A 15,888-nucleotide genomic window follows, 5' to 3' on the forward strand; every position below is an offset into this window, starting at 1 on the left:
CACCCAATCGGTATCAGTGTTAAAAATTTGTTCGCTAGCGAAAACTACAATTATAAACTGAGTACTTAGTACTCAGCATCTCATAACGACATCTTACTTACCCCCTCCCTCTCGGAGGGTTTTTTTTATCTATTTATCAGACAATTAGAGTCTATATCTTTCAGCGTTTGTTCGATAAGTGCTCTTGCAATCGTTCCTTTAGGCGCAACAGGCGGCATCTCGTCGATACCAAACCATTGTGCATCAGACAGCTCAGTGTAGTCTGGGCTTAACTCTCCGGATTCATAGTCAGCTAAAAACCCCATCATCATACTGGATGGGAAAGCCCAAGGCTGGCTGCCAAAGTAACGAATATTTTTAACGAGAATTCCCGTTTCTTCATGAATTTCTCGAGCCACGCACTCTTCTAATGTCTCACCGACTTCTAGAAAACCCGCAATAACCGTATACATACCATTTCGATGCCTTGGATGTTGGGCTAATAAGATCTGATTTTCTTTACGTACAGCAACGATAATACACGGAAATATTCTAGGATAATGAAGGGTGCGACATTCACCACACTGCATGGCTAACTGGTTATTATTAAGAAAGTTTCTTCCTCCGCACTGTGGACAAAAGCGCAAACTTTGCGTCATGTGCCCATATTGCACAGCTTTACTTAACAACATAAATAATGGCTCAGGAAAATGCAGGCAGTCACGCAGGGATACTAAAGGTAGATCATGCTCTAAATCGGCCAAGTTAAGCCACATGACGGGCGAACCAGAATACTCACCAATGGGTCTTGCACTCGTTACTGGCAGTGATAACTGCTCTGCAGACCCGAAGGGCACAGCACCATCCACCAGCCAAATTTCACTTCCTGCAACAACACACCAGTATGCATTTATCGCGCGGTTAACATCACCTTTTCTTAACATTACACCATCCCTTTGCTTGAAGTTCGTTCATTTTACTGGCAATCTAATTTCATACTAGAGTTTATCGTTAAGTAAATGTGCACTCTAAATTCTAGTAAGGACAAGAGTTTGTAATAACTTTACTAACTTTGCTTTGCAAAGGATACGTTCGCCGATGGGCGATCAGATCATGAGGGCATGGTCATGCTAAGAAAATTCAAACAAACACAAGACCAGTGGGGTGGCTCAAGTGATGTCATTGATCACTGGTTAGAGACACGACAATCCCTGATTGTTGAATATTGTAAGCTTGCAGCGCTGCAACCTTGTTCGAAAACCAATGTTATTGAACTCCCATCTCCTTCCGAACTGCAGGATTTCTGTCAGCACCTCGTTGATTACATCTCCGAAGGCCACTTTAAAATTTATGACATGGTTATGGACCGTTGGAAAGCAACCGGCTTTGTCGTGACTAATGAGATCAATCAAACCTATGGTCAAATTGTTCTAACGACTGAACCATTATTGAACTTTAACGATAAGTACTCAGAAGTGACTGAAGATGATGAATTAAATGATTTCGATTCTGATATGTGTCTCATTGGGGAAATTCTTGAGACTCGCTTTGAAGTCGAGGACTATCTGATACAGCAAATCGCAGAAAGCCTGTCTATGCCACCTGGAGCTTAGTATTTGCAAACATTCAGAAATAGAGTGAGAGAAAAGACTGACGATCATCGTCGGTCTTTTTTGTTTCTAGCTTTATCGAAAATCCCACCGGAAGAACAAAGTAGTATAAAAAACTAAAAAGGCACCCGAAGGTGCCTTTTTCTTAAGCTTTTAACGATTACTCGTTATATGACTTACTCTTCAGAAGAGAAACCAGCGTTTAGAAGTGCCGCTAGGTTATCCGTTGCTTGCTCAGCAGAAGGACCATCTTGCGCTTCAGAACGTTTAGCTTGACGCTCTTGGTGGTATGCGAAACCAGTACCAGCTGGGATCAGACGACCAACAATTACGTTCTCTTTCAGACCACGTAGGTCATCACGCTTACCAGAAACCGCAGCTTCTGTTAGTACGCGAGTTGTCTCCTGGAACGATGCCGCAGAGATGAACGACTCAGTCGCTAGAGATGCTTTAGTAATACCTAGTAGTTCACGTTCGAAACGTGCAGGCTCTTTGCCTTCAGCTTCTAGGTTACGGTTAGCAATCTTAACTTGTGAGTACTCAATCTGTTCACCAGGTAGGAACTCAGAGTCACCAGAGTGAGTAATAGTACACTTACGTAGCATCTGACGAACGATAGTTTCAATGTGCTTATCGTTAATCTTAACGCCTTGTAGACGGTAAACTTCCTGTACTTCGTTAGCAATGTACTGCGTTACCGCGTGTACGCCACGTAGACGTAGGATGTCATGTGGAGACTCTGGACCATCTGCGATCACATCACCACGTTCAACTTTTTCACCTTCGAATACGTTCAACTGACGATGCTTAGGAATCATCTCTTCGTAAGCTTCACCGCTTTCACGTGTGATCACTAGGCGACGTTTACCTTTCGTCTCTTTACCAAAGCTCACAGTACCTGTGTGCTCAGCAAGGATTGCAGGCTCTTTCGGCTTACGTGCTTCAAATAGGTCAGCAACTCGTGGAAGACCACCGGTGATATCTTTGTTACCGCCAGACTTCTGAGGAATACGTGCTAGTGTTGCACCAACACCTACTGCTGCGCCATCTTCGATGTTCACAATCGCTTTACCAGGTAGGAAGTAGTGAGCTGGCATATCAGTACCAGGGATCATTACATCGTTACCTTGCTCGTCAACAAGTTTGATAGCTGGACGCATATCTTTACCTGCTGAAGGGCGAGCTGCTGGGTCAGTTACTTCACTTGAAGATAGACCAGTTAGGTCATCAGTTTGACGAGATACTGTTACGCCGTCGATCATATCTACGAACTGGATGCGACCTGCTACCTCAGTAATGATAGGTAGTGTGTGCGCTTCCCAGTTTGCAACTGTTTCGCCAGCTTGAACTGTATCACCATCGCCTTTGCTTAGTAGCGTACCGTAAGGCAGTTTGTGCTTCTCTTTAGTACGACCAAACTCATCAACGATAGTTAACTCTGTCGCACGAGAAGTGATAACGATCTTACCGTCATCAGCCAATACAGATTTAGCGTTGTGTAGCTTGATAGAACCGTTGTTCTTAACTTGAACACTGTTCTCTGCCGCTGCTGTCGATGCCGCACCACCGATGTGGAACGTACGCATCGTTAGCTGTGTACCTGGCTCACCGATAGACTGAGCAGCAATAACACCCACTGCTTCACCTTGGTTCACTAGGTGACCACGTGCTAGGTCACGACCGTAACATTGTGCACAACAACCGAAGTCAGAATCACACGTTACTACAGAGCGCACTTTCATGCTGTCTACTGAGTTCTCTTCCATGATTTGACACCACTTCTCATCGATCAGGGTGTTACGTGGAATAAGAACGTCTTCAGTGCCAGGTTTTAGTACGTCTTCAGCAACAACACGACCAAGAGCAAGCTCAGAAAGTGCAACTTTAACATCACCACCCTCGATGTGAGGCATCATGTCGACACCTTCGTGAGTGCCACAGTCATGTTCAGTTACAACAACGTCTTGAGCAACGTCTACTAGACGACGAGTTAGGTAACCCGAGTTCGCTGTTTTCAGTGCCGTATCCGCAAGACCCTTACGAGCACCGTGCGTTGAGATAAAGTACTGAAGTACGTTTAGACCTTCTTTAAAGTTCGCTGTGATCGGCGTTTCGATGATTGAACCATCTGGACGCGCCATCAGACCACGCATACCCGCAAGCTGACGAATCTGTGCTGCAGAACCACGAGCGCCCGAGTCCGCCATCATATAGATGCTGTTGAATGACTCTTGCTGTTCCTCTTCACCGTCACGGTTAACTACCGTTTCAGATGAAAGGTTTTCCATCATTGCTTTCGCAACACGGTCGTTGGTCGATGCCCAGATATCGATAACTTTGTTGTAGCGTTCGCCCGCAGTAACAAGACCTGATTGGTACTGTTCCTGGATTTCACGTACTTCTTCTTCCGCTTCTGCGATTTCAGTGTACTTAGCTGCTGGTACAACCATATCGTCGATACCAACAGATACACCAGAAAGTGCCGCGTATGCGAAACCTGTGTACATGATTTGGTCAGCGAAGATTACTGTGTCTTTCAGACCTAGTTTACGGTACGCCTCGTTAAGTAGGTTAGAGATTTGCTTCTTACCTAGCTTTTGGTTAACGATGCTGTACGGTAGACCAGCTGGCACGATTTGCCATAGCATTGCACGACCAACAGTGGTGTCTACCATCTTGGTTTCTGTAGTGCTGTTGCCGTCTTCGTCTACAACAGTTTCTGTAATACGTACTTTAACGCGTGCGTGAAGCTCAGCTTGTTTAGTGCGGTATGCTTTCTCAGCCTCTTCTGGGCCAGAAAGGTACATGCCTTCACCTTTCACGTTGATCTTTTCACGAGTCATGTAGTACAGACCCAATACAACGTCCTGAGAAGGTACGATGATCGGATCACCTGACGCTGGCGACAGAATGTTGTTTGTCGACATCATCAGAGTACGAGCTTCAAGTTGTGCCTCTAGAGTTAGAGGTACGTGAACCGCCATTTGGTCACCATCGAAGTCCGCGTTGTACGCCGCACAAACAAGTGGGTGTAGCTGAATCGCTTTACCTTCGATCAGTACTGGTTCGAACGCCTGGATACCTAGACGGTGAAGTGTCGGTGCACGGTTCAATAGTACTGGGTGTTCACGGATTACTTCGTCTAGGATATCCCAAACGACCGCTTCTTCACGCTCTACCATTTTCTTAGCAGCTTTGATTGTAGTCGCAAGACCACGAGTCTCTAGCTTGCTGTAGATAAATGGTTTGAATAGCTCAAGTGCCATCTTCTTAGGAAGACCACACTGGTGTAGACGAAGGTATGGACCTACTGTGATTACAGAACGGCCAGAGTAGTCTACACGTTTACCTAGAAGGTTCTGACGGAAACGACCTTGTTTACCCTTGATCATATCAGCAAGAGATTTCAGAGGACGCTTGTTAGAACCTGTGATCGCACGACCACGACGACCGTTATCTAGTAGCGCATCAACAGACTCTTGCAGCATACGTTTTTCGTTACGTACGATGATGTCCGGAGCAGCTAGCTCTAGAAGACGCTTCAAACGGTTGTTACGGTTGATCACACGACGGTATAGATCGTTAAGATCAGAAGTCGCAAAGCGACCGCCATCTAGAGGTACTAGAGGACGTAGATCTGGCGGAAGTACTGGAAGTACAGTTAGGATCATCCACTCAGGGTTGTTACCCGATGCGATGAACGCTTCTACCAGCTTAAGACGCTTAGTTACTTTCTTACGCTTAGTTTCAGAGTTTGTTGTCTCTAACTCTTCACGCATTTGTTCTGCTTCAGCGTGCATATCCATAGAACCTAGTAGGTCCTTGATAGCTTCCGCACCCATCTTAGCAGTGAACTCGTCGCCCCACTCTTCTAGACGATCTAGATACTCTTCTTCAGTAAGCATCTGACCTTTTTCTAGATCAGTCATACCAGGCTCTGTTACTACGTACATTTCGAAGTACAGAACGCGTTCGATATCACGTAGAGGGATATCCATTAGTAGACCGATACGAGACGGTAGCGATTTTAGGAACCAGATGTGAGCTACTGGTGAAGCCAGTTCAATGTGGCCCATACGGTCACGACGAACTTTAGTTTGTGTAACTTCTACACCACACTTCTCACAGATAACACCACGGTGCTTCAGGCGCTTGTACTTACCACAAAGACATTCGTAGTCTTTAACTGGACCAAAGATACGCGCACAGAACAGACCATCGCGTTCAGGTTTGAACGTACGATAGTTGATCGTTTCAGGTTTTTTAACTTCACCGAAAGACCATGAACGGATCATGTCTGGTGAAGATAGACCGATTTTGATTGCATCAAATTCTTCGGTCTTATGCTGTGCTTTTAGAAAGTTTAATAAGTCTTTCACAATCAGCTCCTGTAAGGAGTTAAAAGGAGCTCACTTGCTAAAGTGAGCACCTTCTTCCAAATAATCGCTTTGATTCTCTCGACTTTCATCAAGAGAGAAAAGGATTACTCTTCGTCTTCTAGCTCGATGTTGATACCTAGCGAGCGGATCTCTTTCAACAGTACGTTGAACGATTCTGGCATGCCAGGTTCCATGCTGTGGTTGCCGTCTACGATGTTCTTGTACATCTTAGTACGGCCGTTAACGTCATCCGACTTAACCGTTAGCATTTCTTGTAGCGTGTAAGCAGCACCGTATGCTTCTAGTGCCCATACTTCCATCTCACCGAAACGCTGACCACCGAACTGAGCTTTACCACCTAGTGGCTGCTGAGTTACTAGGCTGTACGAACCAGTTGAACGAGCGTGCATCTTGTCATCAACAAGGTGGTTCAGTTTCAGCATGTACATGTAACCAACAGTTACAGGACGCTCAAACGCATCACCTGTGCGACCATCAAACAGTGTTAACTGACCTGATGTTGGTAGATCTGCTAGCTCAAGAAGTGCTTTGATTGACTCTTCTGGAGCGCCATCAAATACAGGAGTCGCGATTGGTAGACCGCCACGCAAGTTCTTGATCAGAGTACGTACTTCATCATCAGATAGAGAAGCAATGTCTACTTTCTGGCGAGTGTCGCCTAGATCGTAAACTTTTTGTAGGAACTCGCGGAATTTCGCTAGTTCTTGCTGCTCTTTAACCATCTGGTTGATCTTGTCACCGATACCTTTCGCTGCCAGACCTAAGTGTACTTCTAGGATCTGACCGATGTTCATACGCGAAGGTACACCCAGTGGGTTAAGTACGATGTCTACAGGCTGACCTTTCTCATCGTATGGCATGTCTTCAACAGGGTTGATCTTAGAGATTACACCCTTGTTACCGTGACGACCCGCCATCTTATCACCAGGCTGAATGCGACGTTTAACCGCTAGGTAAACCTTAACGATCTTCAGTACACCAGGTGCTAAATCATCACCTTGAGTGATCTTACGACGCTTAGTTTCGAACTTCTTATCGAAGTCGGCTTTTAGCTCATCCCACTGCTCAGCAAGTTGCTCAAGCTGAGTTTGTAGTGCGTCATCTTCTAGCGTTAGTTCTAGCCACTTCTTACGATCAGTTGTGTCTAGTTTCGCTTCAGAGTAACCGCCTTCAATCAATACAGCTTTAACACGGTTTAGAAGGCCGCCCTCAAGAATCTGGAATTCTTCAGTTAGGTCTTTCTTCGCTTCTTTAAGCTGCATCTGTTCGATTTCAAGCGCACGCTTGTCTTTCTCTACGCCATCGCGAGTAAAGACTTGAACGTCGATGATCGTACCTGATACAGAGTTAGGTACACGTAGTGAAGTATCTTTAACGTCAGATGCTTTTTCACCGAAGATTGCACGTAGTAGCTTCTCTTCAGGCGTTAGCTGAGTTTCACCTTTAGGTGTAACTTTACCAACTAGGATGTCGCCACCCTTAACTTCAGCACCGATGTAAACGATACCTGACTCGTCTAGTTTAGACAGAGCAGACTCACCTACGTTTGGAATATCCGCTGTGATCTCTTCAGAACCAAGCTTAGTATCACGCGCCACACAAGTCAGTTCTTGGATGTGGATAGTCGTGAAACGGTCTTCTTGAACTACGCGCTCAGATACTAAGATCGAGTCTTCGAAGTTGTAACCGTTCCAAGGCATGAACGCGATACGCATGTTTTGACCAAGCGCTAGTTCACCAAGGTCTGTTGAAGGACCATCAGCAAGAACGTCACCGCGTGATACAGGCTCACCTGGCATCACACATGGGCGCTGGTTAATACATGTGTTCTGGTTAGAACGTGTGTATTTAGTCAGGTTGTAGATGTCGATACCAGCTTCACCTGGTACTAGCTCTTCTTCGTTAACTTTAACAACGATACGAGAAGCATCTACTGACTGGATTACACCACCACGTTTAGCAACTGCAGTTACACCTGAGTCAACGGCTACGTTACGTTCAATACCAGTACCAACAAGCGGTTTGTCAGCTTTCAGTGTTGGAACTGCCTGACGTTGCATGTTCGCACCCATCAATGCACGGTTCGCATCATCGTGTTCTAGGAACGGGATAAGCGATGCAGCGATAGATACAACCTGGTTTGTCGCAACGTCCATGTACTGAGCGTGCTCACGAGGGTGTAGACCAGATTCACCTTTCTGACGAGCTGTGATCAGCTCATCTGCAAAAGTACCATCTTCGTTTAGCTTAGCGTTCGCCTGTGCGATAACGAATTGGCCTTCTTCGATTGCAGATAGGTAATCTACTTCGTCTGTTACTACGCCATCTACAACGCGACGGTATGGTGTCTCTAGGAAACCGTACTCGTTACAACGCGCAAACGCAGATAGAGAGTTGATCAGACCGATGTTTGGACCTTCAGGCGTTTCGATAGGACATAGACGACCGTAGTGAGTTACGTGTACGTCACGTACTTCGAAGCCAGCACGTTCACGAGTTAGACCGCCAGGACCCAATGCAGAAATACGACGCTTGTGCGTTACTTCTGATAGCGGGTTGTTTTGGTCCATGAACTGTGAAAGCTGTGAAGAGCCAAAGAATTCTTTAACTGCCGCAGAAATTGGCTTCGCGTTGATCAAGTCTTGAGGCATGATTGCGTCAAGATCGCCTAGGCTTAGACGCTCTTTAACTGCACGCTCAACACGTACTAGACCTACACGGAACTGGTTCTCAGCCATTTCGCCTACAGAACGGATACGACGGTTGCCTAGGTGGTCGATATCGTCCACTTCGCCCTTACCGTTACGGATCGCGATCAGCTTCTTCATCACTTCGATGATATCAGTTTCATCAAGTGTGCCTTGCTCTTGAGCATCTTCACGGCCGATAGAGCTGTTGAACTTCATACGACCAACAGTCGATAGATCGTAACGCTCTTCAGAGAAGAATAGGCTTTCGAATAGAGCTTCTGCAGCTTCTTTTGTTGGCGGCTCACCAGGGCGCATCATGCGGTAGATTTCTACCAATGCAGAAATACGATCAACCGTGCTGTCGATACGTAGTGTTTCTGACATGAATGGACCATGGTCTAGATCGTTCGTGAATAGAACTTCTAGCGCTTTGTGGCCAGCCTGAGATAGGTTCGCTAGTGCTTCCAGGCTGATTTCCTGGTTAGCGTTAACAATGATCTCGCCTGTTGCTTCATTGATATAATCTTTTGATGCAACTTTACCTACGATGTACTCAACTGGTACTTCGATGTGATCAACACCATCTTTTTCTAGTTGGCGGATATGACGAGCTGTTACGCGACGACCTTGCTCAACGTAAACTTTACCATTTGCTTCGATGTCGAATGACGCAGTTTCACCACGTAGACGATCCGGAACCAACTCCATCAATAGAGTTTGGTCTTTCACTTCGAAGTTCACTTTCTCGAAGAAGATATCTAGGATTTCTTCTGTCGACTTACCTAGTGCTCGAAGGATGATCGATGCTGGTAGCTTACGACGGCGGTCGATACGAACGTATAAGTTATCCTTAGGATCAAACTCGAAATCAAGCCATGAACCACGGTAAGGAATAACACGTGCGTTGTATAAAACTTTACCTGAAGAGTGGGTCTTACCCTTATCGCTGTCGAAGAACACGCCTGGGCTTCGGTGCAGCTGGGATACGATAACCCTCTCGGTACCGTTGATTACGAAGGTACCATTGTCTGTCATGAGTGGAATTTCACCCATGTAGACTTCTTGTTCTTTAATGTCTTTTACAGTACCTGCTGGCGCGTCTTTATCAAAGATAACTAGGCGTAGTTTTACACGTAGTGGCTTTGAGTAAGTTACACCGCGGATTTGACATTCTTTAACGTCAAAAACTGGCTCACCAAGACGGTAGCTAACGTATTGCAGCTCAGAATTGCCGTTGTAGCTCTGAATCGGGAATACAGAACGGAAAGCGGCTTCAAGACCGTATTGACCTTCAGGATCCTGTTCGATAAATTTGTCGAACGAATCGAGCTGGATCGATAGCAGGTATGGAATGTCCAAAACTTGTGGACGAGTACCAAAGTCCTTACGGATGCGCTTTTTCTCGGTATAAGAGTAAACCATGGGGTTCCTCAGCTCGCTGATAAGTGACCCAAACTGTCCGCCCGCTCCTAGTTACTTAAGGGGGGTAAGGGACAGTGACTAATATAGCTGTTTACTGTAGTGACATTTCATTTCGTAAGAATGAAATGTTTTTTGCATGGATATCAGGCGCTTAAACAGCGGGAAAATTCGCCTATACCCTACAGCGCAAAAAGGCCGGTGGTTAAAAAACCACCAGCCAATTAGCCGTTAGGCTAAGAAACTATGCAATAATTACTTAACAGCAACAGTTGCACCAGCTTCTTCTAGCTGAGCTTTAAGAGCTTCAGCTTCTGCTTTCTCAACACCTTCTTTAAGAGGTGCTGGAGCGCCGTCTACTAGAGCTTTAGCTTCTTTAAGACCTAGGCCAGTTGCGCCACGTACTGCTTTGATTACAGCAACTTTGTTACCGCCAGCAGCTTCTAGGATTACGTCGAATTCAGTTTGCTCAGCAGCAGCTTCGCCTGCAGCAGCGCCGCCAGCTACAACAGCAGCAGCAGCAGAAACACCGAATTTCTCTTCCATTGCTTCGATTAGTTCAACAACTTGCATTACAGACATTTCTGCAACTGCGTCTAGGATTTGCTCGTTAGTAATAGACATAACAATTCTCTTTTAAGTCAACAATAAGTTTATTAAGCAACCAGTAAAAAGCAAGGCTTATGCCGCTGCTTCTTGTTTTTGATCGCGGATAGCTGCGATAGTACGCGCCAGCTTGCCAGCCGAAGCTTCTTTCATGCACATCATTAGGCGTGCGATTGCTTCGTCGTAAGTTGGTAGTGTTGCTAGTACTTCAGCGTCAGTTAAAGCGCCTTCAAATGCAGCAGCTTTGATCTCGAAATCTTTGTTCTCTTTAGCGAAGTCTTTGAAAAGACGCGCTGCAGCACCTGGGTGCTCATTAGAGAATGCGATTAGAGTAGGACCAGTGAAAGTGTCAGTTAGACACTCGTACTCAGTACCTTCAACCGCACGACGAGCAAGAGTGTTACGAACAACTCTCATGTAAACGCCAGCTTCACGAGCTTGTTTACGTAGAGAAGTCATCGCGCCAACTTGAACGCCACGAGAATCAGCTACAACTGCAGAAAGTGCACCACTGGCAGCTTCGTTGACTTCAGCAACAATTGCTTTTTTGTCTTGAAGGTTTAAAGCCATCTTGGATTTACTCCTGGTTGTCGTTACACCACTCACTATCATCACGACAGTGAGAGCTATTGAGGTGCTTCCCCAGAAGAAAGTTAACTATATTACATAGAGCTTTCTGTCAGTTCGGGCACCATCTACGTAGGATAATTAAGTTTGCTTTTACACAAACACCTACGGTCTTGGACGGAGACTGGGTCTTAATTCATTTCGAACTAGGAGACAGTTCAAAGAACCAAAGTTCAGCCCCAACCACAAATATTAGGCGCAAAATTATACACTAATTTTGCGCCTAAGCAAATAAATTATGCTTGAGTGTTCAGGCTAGCCTGATCAACAGCAACACCAGCACCCATAGTAGTAGAGATGCTTACTTTCTTCAGGAAAGTACCTTTCGCTGAAGATGGCTTAGCTTTCTTCAGAGCAACTAGAAGTGCTTCTAGGTTCTCTTTGATCTGCTCAGCAGAGAAGTTTGCTTTACCGATAGTAGTGTGGATGATGCCGTTTTTGTCGTTACGGTAACGAACCTGACCAGCTTTAGCGTTTTTAACTGCTTCAGCAACGTTAGGAGTTACAGTACCAACTTTAGGGTTTGGCATAAGACCGCGAGGACCTAGGATAGTACCTAGTTGACCTACAACGCGCATTGCATCTGGAGAAGCAACAACTACGTCAAAGTTCATTTCGCCTTTCTTAACTTGCTCAGCAAGATCTTCCATACCTACGATGTCTGCGCCAGCTTCTTTAGCTGCTTCAGCGTTAGCACCTTGAGTGAACACTGCAACTCGGATTTCGCGGCCAGTACCGTGAGGTAGTACAGTTGCACCACGTACGTTCTGGTCAGATTTACGAGCATCAATGCCTAGGTTAACAGCAACGTCTACAGACTCAACGAATTTAGCAGTCGCTAGTTCTTGAAGAAGAGCAACAGCTTCGTTGATTTCGTATTCTTTAGTTACGTCAACTTTTTCGCGGATTACGCGCATGCGCTTAGTTAGTTTTGCCATCTTATTAACCCTCTACCACTAGGCCCATTGAACGAGCAGTACCAGCGATAGAACGCTTCATCGCTTCGATGTCAGCACCAGTCATATCAGCAGCTTTAGTTTCTGCGATTTCTTGGATTTGAGCGTCAGTTACAGTACCAACTTTTTCAGTGTTTGGACGACCTGAACCAGACTTAACGCCAGCAGCTTTCTTAAGAAGAACAGCAGCAGGTGGAGTCTTAGTTACGAACGTGAAAGAACGGTCGCTGTATACTGTGATAACTACTGGAGTTGGTAGACCTTTCTCAATAGATTCTGTTTTTGCGTTGAACGCTTTACAGAATTCCATGATGTTCACACCGTGTTGACCTAGTGCAGGACCTACTGGTGGACTAGGGTTAGCCATACCAGCAGCAACTTGTAGCTTGATGTAAGCTTCAACTTTCTTAGCCATGATAATTCCTAAGTTTGGGTACAAACGCTAATCGCGGATCAGCTCCCCGTTTGTGTAAGAAACTTTTTACTTCACTTGAAGTAAAAAGGCGCGAAATTATAGTCATAATCCGCGCCTTATACAACCCTAAAAAGGTGATTTTTTATACTCTTTAACGAAGAGTCTTAGTCCAGCTTTTCAACCTGACCAAATTCAAGCTCAACTGGTGTCGCACGACCAAAGATCGATACAGACACTTTCAGGCGGCTCTTCTCGTAATCCACTTCTTCAACAGTACCGTTGAAGTCAGCAAATGGACCTTCGTTAACACGTACCACTTCACCCGCTTCGTACATTGTACGCGGACGAGGCGCTTCACTCGCTTTCTCAAGACGATTAAGAATCGCGTCAGCCTCTTTATCCGTGATAGGTGCCGGACGGTCTGAGGTACCACCAATGAAGCCCATGACACGCGGCACACTGCGTACTAGGTGCCATGATTCATCGTTCATAATCATCTGAACAAGGACGTAACCTGGGAAGAACTTACGCTCAGATTTGCGACGCTGACCCGCGCGCATTTCCACTACTTCTTCAGTAGGAACCAGTACTTCACCGAATAGCTCTTCCATGCCGTGCATTTTGATATGCTCGCGCAGAGATTGAGCTACACGACCTTCAAATCCAGAGAAGGCTTGAACCACATACCAGCGTTTTTTTGGAGCTTCACTCATGAATAAAAACCCTCTATACCCCAGTTGCTAGAGCTACTAGACGAACCATAATTCCGTCAATACCCCATAGCACTAGAGCCATTACAATACTTACAGCTAAAACGATCAGTGTTGTTTGCATGGTTTCTTGGCGAGTAGGCCAAACAACTTTACGTACTTCCATACGAGATTCTTTTGCAAAACTGATCGCTGCTTTACCTTTAGTCGTTGTTGCTGCAACGCCTAAGGCAGCTGCAATAAGAACAACAACGCCTGCAGCACGAACCACTACAGACATTTCACCATACAGGTAATTACCCACAACAGCGGCAGCTGCCAATACGAAAGCGGCTACCCACTTAAACGTATCTGCTGCGTTTGAGCTATCAGGAGTTTCAGCATTATTTGCTTTCATAAAACCAACCTGTTACAAGTCTTAATATAGACGACAACAACCCCGCTGTTGCAGGGCAAACTCCATATCGCTGAAAAAATCAGCGTACTCTTCTTAAGATTAAGCCTCTTTGCTTAATCTTGCTCTGCGCCCAACCCACTTCTGAACAAGAAAACAGCAAAAATAATGTTGAGTGCAGAAAAAGGGCATCAAATGATGCCCTTTTTGCTACTGGTTCGTCAAATCTAATTCAAGATTTTCCGAAAGCATCGCTAATTCGCTATGAATTAGTCGAAGATCTTAGCAACAACACCAGCACCTACTGTACGGCCACCTTCACGGATCGCGAAACGTAGACCTTCGTCCATTGCGATTGGTGCGATTAGCTCTACAGTCATCTGTACGTTGTCGCCTGGCATTACCATTTCTACGCCGTCTGGTAGCTGGATGTCACCAGTTACGTCAGTTGTACGGAAGTAGAACTGTGGACGGTAGCCTTTGAAGAATGGAGTGTGACGACCACCTTCATCTTTAGACAGTACGTATACTTCTGATTCGAACTTAGTGTGTGGAGTGATTGAACCAGGCTTAGCTAGTACTTGACCACGTTCAACTTCGTCACGCTTAGTACCACGTAGAAGTGCACCAACGTTCTCACCTGCACGGCCTTCGTCTAGAAGCTTACGGAACATCTCAACACCAGTACATGTAGTTGTAGTAGTGTCTTTGATACCTACGATAGCAACTTCGTCACCTACAGTTAGGATACCACGCTCGATACGGCCAGTTACTACTGTACCACGACCTTGGATTGAGAATACGTCTTCGATAGGCATTAGGAATGGCTGATCTACCGCACGCTCTGGCTCAGGGATGTAAGTATCTAGAGCTTCTGCTAGTTCAACGATTTTCGCTTCCCACTGCTCTTCGCCGTTTAGTGCGCCTAGTGCAGAACCTTGGATAACTGGTAGGTCATCACCTGGGAAATCGTATTCAGATAGAAGTTCACGAACTTCCATTTCTACTAGTTCTAGTAGCTCTTCATCGTCAACCATGTCACATTTGTTCATGAATACGATGATGTATGGGATACCAACCTGACGGCCTAGTAGGATGTGCTCACGAGTTTGTGGCATTGGGCCATCTGTCGCAGCAACAACTAGGATACCACCGTCCATCTGTGCAGCACCAGTGATCATGTTTTTAACATAGTCAGCGTGTCCTGGACAGTCAACGTGTGCGTAGTGGCGTGATGGAGTGTCGTACTCAACGTGAGAAGTTGCGATTGTGATACCGCGCTCACGCTCTTCTGGAGCGTTATCGATAGATGCGAAGTCTTTAGCTACACCGCCGTAAACTTTAGCAAGAGTAGTACAGATAGCTGCAGTTAGAGTTGTTTTACCGTGGTCAACGTGGCCGATAGTACCAACGTTAACGTGCGGTTTCGTACGTTCAAATTTTTCTTTAGACATGAGTGGTCCCTCTAGGTACGGATTTAGGTGGCCCAAATTGACCACGCAACCAAAAAAAGATAATTGGTAAATCTAATATCAAAAGGAAATAAACTTGAGAGCTGGTGCTGATAGGCAGACTCGAACTGCCGACCTCATCCTTACCAAGGATGCGCTCTACCACCTGAGCTATATCAGCACTCAAATTAGAGTGGAGCGGGCAGCGGGAATCGAACCCGCATCATCAGCTTGGAAGGCTGAGGTAATAGCCATTATACGATGCCCGCAACACGTAACTCTGAGAGCTATTTCCTAAAGAATATGGTGGAGGGGGACGGATTCGAACCATCGAAGGCAGTGCCGGCAGATTTACAGTCTGCTCCCTTTGGCCACTCGGGAACCCCTCCAAATTTTCAAGCCATTCAGACTACTAAAGGAAAGAATGGTGCCGACTACCGGAATCGAACTGGTGACCTACTGATTACAAGTCAGTTGCTCTACCTACTGAGCTAAGTCGGCATAAGTGGTGCGCATTCTATTGAATGATTTTCTAGGTTGCAATAGTAATTTGAAAAAAAATCATAAATTTCGATTTTTTAGATTCGTTTGCTGCAAATTCGTACAAACTTAGCTTTTTTAAAGCAAACTT

Annotated in this window: 11 protein-coding genes and 4 tRNA genes; 1 reads left to right on the forward strand and 14 read right to left on the reverse strand. The window is 45.7% G+C overall.

Annotation, left to right across the window (positions count from 1 at the left end; all coding sequences use genetic code 11):
* Window positions 1–125: 125 nt before the first annotated feature.
* Window positions 126–923 (reverse strand): NAD(+) diphosphatase, encoded by a 798-nt coding sequence (gene nudC, locus H9L11_RS05795; protein ID WP_005382516.1) that lies wholly within the window; start codon window positions 921–923, stop codon window positions 126–128.
* A 177-nt stretch (window positions 924–1,100) separates the two neighbouring features.
* Between nudC and H9L11_RS05800 the strand changes: the two genes are divergently transcribed.
* Window positions 1,101–1,592 (forward strand): Rsd/AlgQ family anti-sigma factor, encoded by a 492-nt coding sequence (locus H9L11_RS05800; RefSeq protein WP_005382515.1) that lies wholly within the window; start codon window positions 1,101–1,103, stop codon window positions 1,590–1,592.
* A gap of 173 nt (window positions 1,593–1,765) precedes the next feature.
* Here the strand turns inward: H9L11_RS05800 and rpoC are convergent, their stop codons facing one another.
* The 13 genes from rpoC to H9L11_RS05865 form a co-directional block, all read right to left on the reverse strand.
* A complete protein-coding gene (rpoC, locus tag H9L11_RS05805) occupies window positions 1,766–5,968 on the reverse strand; it encodes a DNA-directed RNA polymerase subunit beta' (RefSeq protein WP_005382514.1) in 4,203 nt (1,400 codons plus the stop codon).
* A 104-nt stretch (window positions 5,969–6,072) separates the two neighbouring features.
* On the reverse strand, window positions 6,073–10,101 hold the full coding sequence (gene rpoB, locus H9L11_RS05810; protein ID WP_005384685.1) for a DNA-directed RNA polymerase subunit beta: 4,029 nt from the start codon (window positions 10,099–10,101) through the stop codon (window positions 6,073–6,075).
* A gap of 252 nt (window positions 10,102–10,353) precedes the next feature.
* On the reverse strand, window positions 10,354–10,722 hold the full coding sequence (rplL, locus tag H9L11_RS05815; RefSeq protein WP_005382540.1) for a 50S ribosomal protein L7/L12: 369 nt from the start codon (window positions 10,720–10,722) through the stop codon (window positions 10,354–10,356).
* A gap of 57 nt (window positions 10,723–10,779) precedes the next feature.
* Window positions 10,780–11,274, reverse strand: coding sequence for a 50S ribosomal protein L10 (gene rplJ, locus H9L11_RS05820; RefSeq protein WP_005382538.1), 495 nt, complete (start codon window positions 11,272–11,274; stop codon window positions 10,780–10,782).
* 293 nt (window positions 11,275–11,567) lie between these two features.
* A complete protein-coding gene (rplA, locus tag H9L11_RS05825) occupies window positions 11,568–12,269 on the reverse strand; it encodes a 50S ribosomal protein L1 (RefSeq protein ID WP_005384683.1) in 702 nt (233 codons plus the stop codon).
* Between the two features lie 4 nt (window positions 12,270–12,273).
* Window positions 12,274–12,702, reverse strand: coding sequence for a 50S ribosomal protein L11 (gene rplK / locus H9L11_RS05830; protein WP_005384682.1), 429 nt, complete (start codon window positions 12,700–12,702; stop codon window positions 12,274–12,276).
* Window positions 12,703–12,866: 164 nt separating this feature from the next.
* Window positions 12,867–13,415, reverse strand: coding sequence for a transcription termination/antitermination protein NusG (gene nusG, locus H9L11_RS05835; RefSeq protein ID WP_005384681.1), 549 nt, complete (start codon window positions 13,413–13,415; stop codon window positions 12,867–12,869).
* A gap of 13 nt (window positions 13,416–13,428) precedes the next feature.
* A complete protein-coding gene (gene secE, locus H9L11_RS05840; protein WP_005384680.1) occupies window positions 13,429–13,809 on the reverse strand; it encodes a preprotein translocase subunit SecE in 381 nt (126 codons plus the stop codon).
* Window positions 13,810–14,075: 266 nt separating this feature from the next.
* The gene (gene tuf, locus H9L11_RS05845) at window positions 14,076–15,260 is read right to left on the reverse strand and encodes an elongation factor Tu (protein ID WP_005381361.1); all 1,185 of its coding nucleotides are present in this window, start codon (window positions 15,258–15,260) and stop codon (window positions 14,076–14,078) included.
* Window positions 15,261–15,362: 102 nt separating this feature from the next.
* A tRNA-Thr gene (locus H9L11_RS05850) sits at window positions 15,363–15,438 on the reverse strand.
* Between the two features lie 13 nt (window positions 15,439–15,451).
* Window positions 15,452–15,526 (reverse strand) — tRNA-Gly (locus H9L11_RS05855).
* Between the two features lie 35 nt (window positions 15,527–15,561).
* Window positions 15,562–15,646: transfer RNA gene (locus H9L11_RS05860), tRNA-Tyr, on the reverse strand.
* A 36-nt stretch (window positions 15,647–15,682) separates the two neighbouring features.
* Window positions 15,683–15,758: transfer RNA gene (locus H9L11_RS05865), tRNA-Thr, on the reverse strand.
* Window positions 15,759–15,888: the final 130 nt, after the last annotated feature.

It is taken from the genome of Vibrio sp. sp1, from assembly GCF_016920955.1.
Classification (GTDB): domain Bacteria; phylum Pseudomonadota; class Gammaproteobacteria; order Enterobacterales; family Vibrionaceae; genus Vibrio; species Vibrio alginolyticus.

What these genes read in the sequence shown, in the direction of transcription:
- nudC (WP_005382516.1), bottom strand. Translation starts at nt 923, where the DNA reads ATGTTAAGAAAAGGTGATGTTAACCGCGCGATAAATGCATACTGGTGT.
- H9L11_RS05800 (WP_005382515.1), top strand. Translation starts at nt 1,101, where the DNA reads ATGGTCATGCTAAGAAAATTCAAACAAACACAAGACCAGTGGGGTGGC.
- rpoB (WP_005384685.1), bottom strand. Translation starts at nt 10,101, where the DNA reads ATGGTTTACTCTTATACCGAGAAAAAGCGCATCCGTAAGGACTTTGGT.
- rplL (WP_005382540.1), bottom strand. Translation starts at nt 10,722, where the DNA reads ATGTCTATTACTAACGAGCAAATCCTAGACGCAGTTGCAGAAATGTCT.
- rplJ (WP_005382538.1), bottom strand. Translation starts at nt 11,274, where the DNA reads ATGGCTTTAAACCTTCAAGACAAAAAAGCAATTGTTGCTGAAGTCAAC.
- rplA (WP_005384683.1), bottom strand. Translation starts at nt 12,269, where the DNA reads ATGGCAAAACTAACTAAGCGCATGCGCGTAATCCGCGAAAAAGTTGAC.
- rplK (WP_005384682.1), bottom strand. Translation starts at nt 12,702, where the DNA reads ATGGCTAAGAAAGTTGAAGCTTACATCAAGCTACAAGTTGCTGCTGGT.
- nusG (WP_005384681.1), bottom strand. Translation starts at nt 13,415, where the DNA reads ATGAGTGAAGCTCCAAAAAAACGCTGGTATGTGGTTCAAGCCTTCTCT.
- secE (WP_005384680.1), bottom strand. Translation starts at nt 13,809, where the DNA reads ATGAAAGCAAATAATGCTGAAACTCCTGATAGCTCAAACGCAGCAGAT.
- tuf (WP_005381361.1), bottom strand. Translation starts at nt 15,260, where the DNA reads ATGTCTAAAGAAAAATTTGAACGTACGAAACCGCACGTTAACGTTGGT.